General features: G+C 69.5%; 9 protein-coding genes and 1 pseudogene. All 10 read left to right on the forward strand.

Annotation, left to right across the window (positions count from 1 at the left end; translation table 11 throughout):
• Positions 1-132: 132 nt before the first annotated feature.
• Positions 133-558, forward strand: a complete 426-nt coding sequence (locus OG329_RS33095; protein ID WP_405800101.1) for a Rieske (2Fe-2S) protein — start codon at positions 133-135, stop codon at positions 556-558.
• A gap of 107 nt (positions 559-665) precedes the next feature.
• On the forward strand, positions 666-2,780 hold the full coding sequence (uvrC, locus tag OG329_RS33100) for an excinuclease ABC subunit UvrC (protein ID WP_405800103.1): 2,115 nt from the start codon (positions 666-668) through the stop codon (positions 2,778-2,780).
• Positions 2,773-3,813 (forward strand): RNase adapter RapZ, encoded by a 1,041-nt coding sequence (gene rapZ / locus OG329_RS33105; protein WP_405800105.1) that lies wholly within the window; start codon positions 2,773-2,775, stop codon positions 3,811-3,813. Before uvrC ends, rapZ begins: the two co-directional genes overlap by 8 nt.
• Positions 3,810-4,841, forward strand: coding sequence for a uridine diphosphate-N-acetylglucosamine-binding protein YvcK (gene yvcK, locus OG329_RS33110; RefSeq protein WP_405800106.1), 1,032 nt, complete (start codon positions 3,810-3,812; stop codon positions 4,839-4,841). Before rapZ ends, yvcK begins: the two co-directional genes overlap by 4 nt.
• Positions 4,832-5,821: a DNA-binding protein WhiA gene (gene whiA / locus OG329_RS33115; RefSeq protein ID WP_023542507.1), complete on the forward strand. Its 990-nt coding sequence runs from the start codon at positions 4,832-4,834 to the stop codon at positions 5,819-5,821. Before yvcK ends, whiA begins: the two co-directional genes overlap by 10 nt.
• Before the next feature lie 209 nt (positions 5,822-6,030).
• A pseudogene (locus OG329_RS33120) lies at positions 6,031-8,226 on the forward strand (M14 family metallopeptidase); the annotation flags it as partial.
• A 286-nt stretch (positions 8,227-8,512) separates the two neighbouring features.
• Positions 8,513-9,517, forward strand: coding sequence for a type I glyceraldehyde-3-phosphate dehydrogenase (gap, locus tag OG329_RS33125; protein ID WP_405800107.1), 1,005 nt, complete (start codon positions 8,513-8,515; stop codon positions 9,515-9,517).
• Between the two features lie 165 nt (positions 9,518-9,682).
• Positions 9,683-10,906 (forward strand): phosphoglycerate kinase, encoded by a 1,224-nt coding sequence (locus OG329_RS33130; protein ID WP_405800108.1) that lies wholly within the window; start codon positions 9,683-9,685, stop codon positions 10,904-10,906.
• Between the two features lie 7 nt (positions 10,907-10,913).
• On the forward strand, positions 10,914-11,714 hold the full coding sequence (gene tpiA, locus OG329_RS33135; RefSeq protein ID WP_405800109.1) for a triose-phosphate isomerase: 801 nt from the start codon (positions 10,914-10,916) through the stop codon (positions 11,712-11,714).
• A 166-nt stretch (positions 11,715-11,880) separates the two neighbouring features.
• Positions 11,881-12,117: a preprotein translocase subunit SecG gene (secG, locus tag OG329_RS33140; protein WP_354607055.1), complete on the forward strand. Its 237-nt coding sequence runs from the start codon at positions 11,881-11,883 to the stop codon at positions 12,115-12,117.
• Positions 12,118-12,231: the final 114 nt, after the last annotated feature.

Genomic DNA, 12,231 nt, shown 5'->3' on the forward strand with positions numbered 1-12,231 from the left:
CGTGGAGACGCGCGAGCCGGCCGGGGCCGCCCGACGCCGGTGATGTGCCCCGTGCCGCCGCCCGGTGACGGCGCCGGAATCGCCCCCGGTAGGGTCGAACGCAGCGCCAGCCTTCTGACCAGTGGAGACACCATGCCCGCCCGGCCCACCCCCCGTCGCACCGTCCTGAAGGGGGTCGCACTCGCCGGCGCGGCCGGTGCCGGTCTGGCCGCCTGTTCCACCGAGTCGGAGCTGGGTCACGCCGAGGAGCCGACCCCGACAGCCCCGGTCGACCTCGGCGCCGTCGACGCGGTGCCGGTCGGCGGCGTCAAGCTCTTCCGCGAGGAGCGCCTGGTGGTGAGCTGTTCCGCCGAAGGCCAGTACAAGGCGTTCAGCGCGCAGTGCACCCACGCGGGCTGTGTGCTCGACAAGGTGGAGGGCAACGAGGGCAACTGCCCCTGCCACGGAAGCAGGTTCGACGTCACGACGGGCGAGCCGACGAAGGGTCCGGCGACGGTGCCGCTGCCTCCGGTGCCGATCAGCGCGAAGGACGGCAGGCTCGTCGCGGGCCCGGCTTAGCTCCCGCCCGGCGCCCCACGAGACACCTCGGGCACAGCCGTACGACACCCCCCTCGGTCCCACCGTGCGCGGCCCCGCTGTCGGTGGCCACAAGTAGGGTGGAGTCCATGGCCGACCCCTCCAGCTACCGCCCCAAGCCGGGACAGATCCCCGACTCCCCGGGGGTCTACAGATTCCGCGACGATCACCGCCGGGTGATCTACGTCGGGAAGGCCAAGAGCCTGCGCCCCCGGCTCTCCAGCTACTTCCAGGATCTGGCGAATCTCCACCCGCGCACCCGCACGATGGTCACCACGGCCGCCTCCGTCGAGTGGACCGTCGTCTCCACCGAGGTCGAGGCGCTTCAACTGGAGTACTCCTGGATCAAGGAGTACGACCCCCGGTTCAACGTCAAGTACCGCGACGACAAGAGCTATCCGTATCTCGCGGTCACGTTGAACGAGGAGTTCCCGCGTGTGCAGGTGATGCGCGGCGCCAAGAAGAAGGGCGTGCGCTACTTCGGTCCGTACGGACACGCGTGGGCCATCCGCGAGACCGTCGACCTGATGCTCCGGGTGTTTCCCGTCCGTACCTGCTCCGCGGGGGTGTTCAAGAACGCGGAGCGCACCGGACGCCCCTGTCTCCTCGGGTACATCGGCAAGTGCTCGGCGCCCTGCGTCGGCCGCGTCACCCCCGACGAGCACCGCCAACTGGCCGAGGAGTTCTGCGACTTCATGGCCGGGCGCACCGGCGCGTACATCCGTCGTCTGGAGCAGCGGATGGCGATCGCCGCCGAGGACATGGAGTACGAGAAGGCGGGCCGGCTGCGCGACGACATAGGGGCGCTGCGCCGGGCGATGGAGAAAAGCGCCGTCGTCCTCGCCGACGCCACCGACGCCGATCTGATCGCCGTCGCCGAGGACGAGCTGGAGGCGGCCGTACAGATCTTCCACGTCCGTGGCGGACGTGTGCGCGGCCAGCGCGGCTGGGTCACCGACAAGGTCGAGGCGGTCGACACGGCGGGCCTCGTGGAGCACGCGCTCCAGCAGTTGTACGGAGAGGAGATCGGCGACTCGGTTCCCAAGGAGGTCCTTGTCCCGGCGCTGCCCGAGGACCCGGTGCAGACCGACGCGCTCGGCCAGTGGCTGAGCGACCGCCGGGGCTCCCATGTGTCGCTGCGCATCCCGCAGCGCGGTGACAAGAAGGACCTGATGGTGACGGTGGGGCGCAACGCCCAGCAGTCGCTCGTCCTGCACAAGACGAAGCGGGCGAGCGACCTCACCACCCGCTCCCGCGCCCTGGAGGAGATCGCTCGGGCGCTCGGGCTGGACAGTGTGCCGCTGCGTATCGAGTGCTTCGACATCTCGCACCTCCAGGGTGACGACGTCGTCGCCTCGATGGTGGTCTTCGAGGACGGTCTGGCCCGTAAGAGTGAGTACCGCCGTTTCCAGATCAAGGGCTTCGAGGGCCAGGACGACGTCCGCTCGATGCACGAGGTGATCGGCCGCCGCTTCAAGCGCTACCTCGCCGAGAAGGAGCGCACGGGGGAGTGGACGGAGGAGGAAGAGGGCCCCGCCGACCAGGACCCCACCGCCCCCGACGACCCCACCGACCCGACCACCTCCACCGACCCGACCACCTCCACCGACCGGACCGACCAGAACGGCCGGGACCCCCAGGACGGCGTCCCCGGGCCGTCCCTCAAGGACGACGACGGCAGGCCCAAGCGCTTCGCCTACCCGCCCCAACTGGTCGTGGTCGACGGCGGGCAGCCCCAGGTCGCCGCCGCCAAGCGGGCCATGGACGAGCTGGGCATCGACGACGTCGCGGTCTGCGGTCTCGCCAAGCGCCTCGAAGAGGTCTGGGTGCCCGATGACGACGACCCCGTGGTGCTGCCCCGCTCCAGCGAAGGGCTGTACCTTCTCCAGCGCGTACGTGACGAGGCCCACCGCTTCGCCATCACCTATCAGCGGGCCAAGCGGGCCAAGCGCATCCGCACCAGCCCCCTGGACGACGTCCCCGGCCTGGGCGAGACACGCAAGCAGGCACTCATCAAGCATTTCGGCTCGGTGAAGAAGCTCCGGCAGGCCACAATCGAGCAGATCTGTGAGGTGCCGGGGCTCGGCCGCAAGACGGCCGAGTCCGTGGCCGTGGCCCTCGCCCAGGCGGCACCGGCCGCGCCCGCTGTGAACACGGCGACAGGAGAGATCATGGAAGACGACGGGGGCAGACCGCATGACTGAGCAAGACCGGGACGGAGTGGCAGACGTGAGTACGGGTGAGCCCAAGAAGGCCGCCGAGGTGGCGGCCGAGGAAGCCGGAGCGCGGACCACCGGGGCGACCGCCGGGGAGCCCGCCGAAGGGACCGGCGCGGCCGGCGACCAGGACATCCCCGAGGAGACCGCCGCCGAGCCCGCCATTCCCGAGCTGGTGATCATCTCCGGCATGTCGGGAGCGGGCCGCAGTACGGCCGCCAAGTGCCTGGAGGACCTCGGCTGGTTCGTCGTGGACAACCTGCCGCCCGCGCTGATCCCCACCATGGTGGAGCTGGGCGCCCGCTCACAGGGCAACGTGGCGCGGATCGCCGTGGTCGTGGACGTCCGGGGCCGGCGCTTCTTCGACAATCTCCGCGAGTCCCTGGCCGACCTCGACGCCAAACAGGTCACCCGGCGCATCGTGTTCCTGGAGTCCTCCGACGAGGCCCTGGTCCGCCGTTTCGAGTCCGTACGCCGTCCGCACCCCCTCCAGGGCGACGGCCGGATCGTCGACGGCATCGAGGCCGAGCGCGACCTGCTGCGCGAGCTGCGCGGCGACGCCGACCTGGTGATCGACACCTCCAGCCTCAACGTCCATGAGCTGCGCGCCAAGATGGACGCCCAGTTCGCCGGCGACGAGGAGCCGGAGCTGCGGGCCACCGTCATGTCGTTCGGCTACAAGTACGGCCTGCCGGTCGACGCCGACCTCGTGGTCGACTGCCGCTTCCTGCCGAATCCGCACTGGGTCCCCGAGCTGCGCCCCTTCACCGGTCTCAACGAGGAGGTGTCCGGCTATGTCTTCAACCAGCCGGGCGCCAAGGAGTTCCTGGACCGCTATACGGAGCTGCTGGAGCTGATCGCCACCGGCTACCGCCGTGAGGGCAAGCGCTATGTGACCATCGCCGTCGGCTGCACCGGCGGCAAGCACCGCTCCGTCGCCATGTCGGAGAAGCTGGGCGCCCGGCTGGCCGCCGACGGCATGGAGACCGTGGTCGTCCACCGGGACATGGGGCGCGAGTGACGGGACGCAACTTCCGGCTGCGGCGGCTGCGCAGGGCCACACCGGCGCCGGCGGGGCGGCGCGGTGCCCAGCCCAAGGTCGTCGCGCTCGGCGGCGGCATGGGGCTGTCCGCCTCCCTGACGGCGCTGCGCCGGATCACCGGCGACCTCACGGCGGTCGTCACGGTCGCCGACGACGGCGGCTCCAGCGGCCGGCTCCGTGAGGAGCTGGGCGTGCTGCCGCCCGGTGATCTGCGCAAGGCGCTCGCCGCGCTGTGCGGCGACGACGACTGGGGCCAGACCTGGGCCCGGGTCATCCAGCACCGCTTCCAGTCCAAGGGCGACCTGCACGAGCACGCGGTCGGCAATCTGCTGATCGTCGCCCTGTGGGAACAGCTCGGCGACCATGTCCTGGCCCTGGACCTGGTCGGCAAGCTCCTCGGCGCGCACGGCAGGGTGCTGCCGATGTCCGCGGTGCCGCTGGAGCTCCAGGCGCTCGTACGGGGCCATGACCCGGCCCGCCCGGACGAGACGCAGACCGTACGGGGACAGGCCACGGTCGCCCTGACCCGTGGCGAGGTGCAGTCCGTGCATCTCGTGCCGAACGACCCGCCGGCGGTCCCCGAGGCCGTCGCCGCCGTCCTCGACGCCGACTGGGTGGTGCTCGGTCCTGGCTCCTGGTTCTCGTCCGTGATTCCCCATCTGCTCGTGCCCGAGCTGCTCGACGCGCTCGTCGAGACGAAGGCCCGGCGGGTCCTCTCGCTGAACCTCGCGCCGCAACCCGGTGAAACCGATGGCTTCTCACCGCAGCGTCATTTGGAGGTTTTGGGACGACACGCCCCTAAACTCGCCCTGGACGTGGTGCTGGCCGACGAGGCCGCCGTGCCCGACAGCGAATCACTCTCCGATGCCGCGAAGCGGCTCGGTGCCGCGGTCGAGCTGGCTCCCGTGGCCCGACCCGATGGACTTCCGAAGCATGACCCGGAGCTGTTGGCCGCCGCGTACGACCGTATTTTTCGGATGCATGGAAGGATCGGCCCATGGCGATGACGGCAGCGGTGAAGGACGAGATCGCCCGGCTTCCCGTCACCCGTACGTGCTGCAGGAAAGCGGAAGTCTCGGCGATTCTCCGGTTCGCGGGTGGCCTCCACCTCGTGAGCGGACGCATTGTGATCGAGGCGGAGCTGGACACCAGCATCGCCGCGCGCCGGCTCCGCAAGGACATCCTGGAGATCTTCGGGCACAACTCCGAACTGGTGGTGATGGCTCCCGGCGGACTCCGCCGCGGCAGCCGCTACGTCGTACGGGTGATTACCGGCGGTGACCAGTTGGCCCGTCAGACCGGTCTGGTCGACGGCCGTGGCCGGCCGATCCGCGGACTGCCTCCCCAGGTGGTCTCCGGCGCGACCTGCGACGCCGAGGCGGCCTGGCGGGGCGCGTTCCTCGCGCACGGCTCGCTCACCGAGCCGGGGCGCTCCTCCTCGCTGGAGGTGACCTGCCCGGGGCCGGAGGCGGCCCTCGCGCTCGTCGGCGCCGCCCGCAGACTCCAGATCCCGTCCAAGGCGCGCGAGGTACGCGGTGTGGACCGGGTCGTCGTACGGGACGGGGACGCGATCGGGGCGCTGCTGACGCGGCTCGGTGCGCACGAGTCGGTGCTGGCGTGGGAGGAGCGGCGGATGCGCCGCGAGGTCCGCGCGACGGCCAACCGGCTCGCCAACTTCGACGACGCGAACCTGCGCCGCTCGGCCCGCGCGGCCGTGGCGGCCGGGGCCCGGGTGCAGCGGGCGCTGGAGATCCTGGGCGAGGAGGTGCCCGAGCACCTTGCCGCCGCCGGCCGCCTGCGGATGGAGCACAAGCAGGCGTCGCTGGAGGAGCTGGGCGCGCTCGCCGACCCGGCGCTCACCAAGGACGCGGTGGCCGGCCGGATCCGCAGGCTGCTGGCCATGGCGGACAAGAAGGCGCAGGACCTGGGCATTCCGGGGACCGAGTCGACGCTGTCGGAGGAGATGGCGGACGGCCTCGTCGGCTGAGTGACCCCGAGTGACCCTGACCTCCCGCGCCGAGTGATCCTCTGTACGGAGCACGCACCGCAGTACGCCAATGTGCCGCTGCCGGTACCCCACGGGGGCCGACAGCGGCATTTTGCATGACCGTTTACGCGCTATTGACATGATCATGAAGCTTGGCGAGCCTGACGGCGTCCCGTCACACCTGTGGCGGACCACAGCAAGGGGGGCACATGAGACGCGGAGCGAGATCCATCGTTGCGGCGGGCGCACTGTTGCTGAGCGGAATAACGGCGATACCCGGCGCCCAGGCCGAGACCGCCACCGAGAGATCCACGGCCCCGGCCGCGGACACCCTGAAGGTCTTCGACGCCGAGGTCACCGCCGAGCAGGTGCCACTGCTCCTCGCGGCCGGCCAGGACGCCCACGAACTGGGCGAATCCGTGCCGCAGGGCGGTACGGCGAAGGTCGAACTGTTCCTCACCGACGACCAGGCCGACGATTTGGAGAGCCAGGGCGTCGACGTCACCGAGCGGACGATCTCGCCGCAAACGGAATCCCGCCTGGCGGCGGCCGGGGACGGTGTCTACCGCCCGTACAGCGGTCCGGGCAATCTCCAGGAGGAGATCAAGGAGACCGGCGCGGCCCACCCCGGACTCACCAAGGTCGTCTCCATCGGCAAGACGGTCCAGGGCAAGGACATCCTCGCCCTCAAGCTCACCAAGGGCGCGGCCAAGAGCAAGGACGGCTCCAAGCCCTCCGTGCTCTACATGTCCAACCAGCACGCCAGGGAGTGGATCACTCCCGAGATGACACGGCGGCTGATGCACCACTATCTGGACAACTACGGCAAGGATCCGAGGATCACCAAGATCGTCGACTCCACCGAGCTGTGGTTCGTCCTGTCGGCCAACCCCGACGGCTACGACTGGACCCACGCCTCCGACGCCAACCGCCTCTGGCGCAAGAACCTGCGCGACGTCAACGGCGACGGTGTCATCAGCCGCGGTGACGGCATCGACCTGAACCGGAACTTCAGCTACAAGTGGGGCTACGACAACGAGGGTTCGTCCCCGCTGTCCACCAGTGAGACCTACCGGGGCGCCTCGCCCGGCTCCGAGCCCGAGACCCAGGCCATCGACAGCTTCCAAAAGCGCGTCGGGTTCGACTACGCCGTCAACTACCACTCCGCCGCCGAACTGCTCCTCTACGGCGTGGGCTGGCAGGTCGCCACCCCGACCCCCGACGACATCCTCTACCGGTCGCTCGCCGGCACCCCCGAGAACTCCGCCGTCCCCGGCTACTACCCGCAGGTCTCCTCCGAGCTGTACACCACCAACGGCGAGGCCGACGGACACGGCGCCAACGTCAACGGGATCATGATGTTCACCCCGGAGATGACCACCTGTGCGACGGTCTCCAACAGCATCCCCGACGACGCCTGGGAGGCGAAGGACTGCCGGTCCGGCTTCAACTTCCCCGACGACGAGAAGCTGATCCAGGCGGAGTTCGCCAAGAACATCCCCTTCGCGCTATCCGTCGCCGAGACCGCCGCCCACCCCGACCAGCCGTCGTCCTCGGTCGGCCTGAGCGCCCCCGACTTCACCCCCGACACCTTCACCACCTCCTACGGACGCGGCGCCGACCAGGAGGTCGCCGTCACCGCCCGCAAGTCGCTGCGCGACAAAGAGCTGAACTACCGGATCAACGGCGGCCGTACGCAGGACGAGGAGCTGCGCGCCTGGAAGGGCGGCGAGACCTACGGCGGCGAGGACAACCTCCACTTCGACGAGTACCGCGCCGAGGTCGAGGACGCCGACCCGGGCGACCGCGTCGAGGTCTGGTTCACCGGCCGTACGAAGAACGGCAAGCGCACCACCAGTGAGCGCTTCACCTACACCGTCGCCGAGCGCCCCCGGGCCGACACCCTCGTCGTCGCCGAGGAGGGCGCACCCGCCCAGTACGCGACCGCGTACGTCGACGCGCTGCGGGCCAACGGCCGTACCGCCACCGTCTGGGACGTCGCCACCCAGGGCGCACCGCACCCCCTGGGCGTCCTGAGCCACTTCTCCACCGTCGTCCACCACACCGGCGCGGTGGCTCCCGGCGGCGATACGCAACTGGCCGTCCGCGACTTCCTCAACGAGGGAGGCAAACTGATCGAGGCGGGCGAGCAGACCGGCGGCAACGCGCAGGTCGGCCGCACCCGGACGAACGACTTCAGCCAGTACTACCTCGGCGCGTACGGCCGGGCCTCCACGGCCGGCGCCACCGCCTTCACCGGGGCCGGCGCGCTCCTGGGGACGTCGGGACCGCTCGGCGCGGCGGTCGGCAACCCGCTCGACCAGGCCGGTACGTACACCGTCACCTCCTCCGTCCTGGCCCCGGACCTCTTCCCGCGGTTCACCAGCGCGGCGGCGGGGACGTACGACACCGGGACCGGCGCGGCGGCGGTCACCACGAAGGACACCGTCCTGCTCGGCTTCGGGCTGGAACAGATCACGGACGCGCAGGCGCGCGCGGCGCTGCTCGGGAAGGCGCTGCGGGCCCTGCGCGGCTGATCGCGCCGGCGGTACGGGCGCGGTCGGCCGCGCCCGTACCGTCCACTCGGTGTCACCGAGCCGCCTGGGGGGAGGTAGGGTCATAAGTGGTCGGGGACATCCCATACGCACTCGCCGGCGTCGAAACCCGGCGTACCAACGAGGAGATCGGTTCGTGACGATCCGCGTAGGCATCAACGGCTTTGGCCGCATCGGTCGTAGCTATTTCCGCGCGCTGCTCGAGCAGGGTGCGGACATCGAGATCGTGGCTGTCAATGACCTGGGTGACACCGCGACCACCGCTCATCTGCTGAAGTACGACACCATCATGGGCCGCCTCAAGGCAGAGGTGAGCCACACCGCCGACACGATCACGGTCGACGGCAAGACGTTCAAGGTGCTCTCCGAGCGGAACCCGGCCGACATCCCCTGGGGTGAGCTGGGCGTCGACATCGTCGTCGAGTCGACCGGCATCTTCACCAAGAAGGCCGACGCCGAGAAGCACATCGCGGGCGGCGCCAAGAAGGTCCTCATCTCGGCTCCGGCCAAGGACGAGGACATCACCATCGTGATGGGCGTCAACCAGGACAAGTACGACCCGGCGCGCCACAACGTCATCTCCAACGCCTCCTGCACCACCAACTGTGTGGCGCCGATGGCCAAGGTCCTCCTGGAGAACTTCGGCATCGTCAAGGGCCTGATGACGACGGTCCACGCGTACACCAACGACCAGCGCATCCTGGACTTCCCGCACAAGGACCTGCGCCGCGCCCGTGCCGCCGCCGAGAACATCATCCCGACCACCACCGGCGCCGCCAAGGCGACCGCCCTGGTGATCCCGGAGCTCGAGGGCAAGCTCGACGGCATCGCGATGCGCGTCCCGGTCCCGACGGGCTCCGTCACCGACCTGGTTGTCGAGCTGGAGCGCGAGGTGACCAAGGACGAGGTCAACGCCGCGTTCCAGAAGGCCGCCGAGGGCCAGCTCAAGGGCCTCCTCGACTACACCGAGGACCCGATCGTCTCCTCGGACATCGTCAACTGGCCGGCGTCCTGCACCTTCGACGCCTCCCTGACCCTGGTCCAGGGCAAGAGCGTGAAGATCATCGGCTGGTACGACAACGAGTGGGGCTACTCGAACCGACTGGTCGACCTGACCACCTTCGTCGGCGGCCGGCTCTGACCCCGGTCCGGTAGGCAACTCCCGATGTGAACGACAGGGCTCGTGCGGCGCGACGTGGCGCTGACCGGGCCCTGTCGTCCGTGTGCTGTGTGCTGTGTGTGCTCGCTCCTCTGTGTGCTCGCGACGTCGCGGGACGTGGAGCCGCTCTCAAGGAGTCACTGATACATGAAGACGATCGACGAACTTCTCGACGAAGGGGTCGCCGGCAAGCGTGTCTTCGTCCGGGCCGACCTCAACGTGCCGCTCGAACAGGGCACCGGGACCGCCAGGATCACCGACGACGGCCGGATCCGCGCCGTGCTGCCGACCGTCGCCCGACTCGCCGAGGCCGGTGCCCGGGTGATCGTGGCGTCCCACCTCGGCCGCCCGAAGGGCGCGCCCGACCCCGCCTTCTCGCTGGCTCCGGCCGCCGCTCGTATGGGTGAACTCCTGGGCGCCGACGTCGCGTTCGCGACCGACACCGTGGGCGACTCCGCGAAGGCCGTCGTCGCCGCGCTGGGCGACGGACAGGTCGCCGTCGTCGAGAACCTGCGCTTCAACGCCGGTGAGACCTCGAAGGACGACGCCGAGCGCGGCGCCTTCGCCGACCGGCTCGCCGAGCTGGCCGACCTCTACGTGGGCGACGGCTTCGGAGCCGTACACCGCAAGCACGCCTCGGTCTTCGACCTGCCGGCCCGGCTGCCACACGCGGCGGGCTATCTGATCGCCACCGAGGTCGGCGTACTCAAGAAGCTCACCGAGGACGTCGAGCGGCCGTACGTGGTCGTCCTCGGCGGTGCCAAGGTCTCCGACAAGCTCGGGGTCATCGACCATCTCCTGGAGAAGGCCGACCGCATCCTGATCGGCGGCGGCATGGCGTACACCTTCCTCAAGGCCCAGGGCCATGAGGTCGGCGCCTCGCTGCTCCAGGAGGACCAGATCCCGGCCGTCCAGGAGTATCTGAAGCGCGCCGACGAGCGGGGCGTGGAGTTCGTCCTGCCGGTGGACGTGCTCGTCGCGTCCTCCTTCCCGGACCTGAAGACGAAGGCGCCGGCCCATCCGGCGACCGTCTCCGTCGACGCCATCCCCGCCGACGGGATGGGGCTGGACAGCGGCCCGGAGACCTACCGGCTGTACGCGTCCAAGCTCGCCGACGCGACGACCGTCTTCTGGAACGGCCCCATGGGGGTCTTCGAGCACCCCGACTACGCCGAGGGCACCCGGGCCGTCGCCCAGGCACTGATCGACTCCGACGCCTTCACGGTCGTCGGTGGTGGCGACTCCGCCGCCGCCGTCCGGATCCTCGGATTCGACGAAAAAGCATTCGGCCATATTTCGACCGGTGGCGGCGCCAGCCTCGAGTACCTCGAGGGCAAGACGCTTCCCGGCCTCGCCGCACTGGAGGACTGACCTACCGATGGCAGCTACAACCCCGACCGAGAAGACCGGCCGTACCCCGCTGATGGCGGGCAACTGGAAGATGAACCTCAACCACCTCGAGGCCATCGCGCACGTCCAGAAGCTCGCCTTCGCCCTGACCGAGAAGGACCACGACGCGGTCGAGACGGCCGTCCTGGTGCCGTTCACCGATCTGCGCTCCGTGCAGACGCTGGTCGACGGCGACAAGCTCAAGATCAAGTACGGTGCCCAGGACATCTCCTCGCACGACTCCGGTGCGTACACCGGCGAGGTCTCCGGGCCGATGCTGGCCAAGCTGAAGTGCACGTACGTGGCCGTCGGCCACAGCGAGCGCCGTCAGTACCACAACGAGACCGACGAGCTGTGCAACGAGAAGGTGCGGGCCGCCTACAAGCACGGGCTGACCCCGATCCTGTGCATCGGCGAGGGTCTGGACGTCCGCAAGGCCGGCGAGCAGGTCCCGTACACGCTCGCGCAGCTCGACGGCGGCCTCAAGGACATCCCGGCCGACCAGGCCGAGTCCGTGGTGATCGCCTACGAGCCGGTGTGGGCCATCGGCACCGGCGAGGTCGCCACCCCCGAGGACGCGCAGGAGGTGTGCGGGGCGATCCGCGCACGGCTCGCGGAGCTGTACTCGCCGGAGCTGGCCGAGAAGGTCCGTATTCAGTACGGCGGCTCGGTGAAGTCCGGGAATGTGGCCGCGATCATGGCGCAGCCGGACGTGGACGGCGCCCTTGTCGGCGGTGCGGCGCTGGACGCCGAGGAGTTCGTCAAGATCGTCAGGTTCCGCGACCAGTAAGTATGCGACGGCGCGGATCCGTCGTACCCTGACGGGGGCCGAGTCGGCATCTCACACATGCCGCCGGCCCCCGTTGTCCATTGCGGTCCTGTTCAGTCCCGTTTCAATACCGTTCAATACCGAATCAAATTCAGTCCGAGAGAATTCCGGAAAGTAGGGTCCAGCCGTGATTATGGGGTTCTCGATCGCCCTGATCGTCTTCAGCCTGCTGCTGATGCTGCTGGTGCTGATGCACAAGGGGAAGGGCGGCGGCCTCTCCGACATGTTCGGCGGTGGCATGCAGTCGTCCGTCGGTGGCTCCTCGGTCGCCGAGCGCAACCTCGACCGCATCACCGTGGTCGTTGGTATGTCATGGTTTGCCTGCATTGTCGTGCTTGGTCTGCTGATGAAGCTGGACAACTGACCAGTCGTACGGTACGGCGCCGGGGACGCGGCCTATCATGAGGCCCTGCGTCCCGGCGGTGGGGGTGTAACTCCACTCACTGGACGCGCGTTGGGCCATACGTAGACTGGGGCG

It is taken from the genome of Streptomyces sp. NBC_01506 (assembly GCF_045040295.1).
Classification (GTDB): Bacteria; Actinomycetota; Actinomycetes; order Streptomycetales; family Streptomycetaceae; genus Streptomyces.

Coding starts and splice junctions, on each gene's coding strand:
- OG329_RS33095 (WP_405800101.1), top strand. CDS start 133: ATGCCCGCCCGGCCCACCCCCCGTCGCACCGTCCTGAAGGGGGTCGCA.
- uvrC (WP_405800103.1), top strand. CDS start 666: ATGGCCGACCCCTCCAGCTACCGCCCCAAGCCGGGACAGATCCCCGAC.
- rapZ (WP_405800105.1), top strand. CDS start 2,773: ATGACTGAGCAAGACCGGGACGGAGTGGCAGACGTGAGTACGGGTGAG.
- whiA (WP_023542507.1), top strand. CDS start 4,832: ATGGCGATGACGGCAGCGGTGAAGGACGAGATCGCCCGGCTTCCCGTC.
- OG329_RS33130 (WP_405800108.1), top strand. CDS start 9,683: ATGAAGACGATCGACGAACTTCTCGACGAAGGGGTCGCCGGCAAGCGT.
- tpiA (WP_405800109.1), top strand. CDS start 10,914: ATGGCAGCTACAACCCCGACCGAGAAGACCGGCCGTACCCCGCTGATG.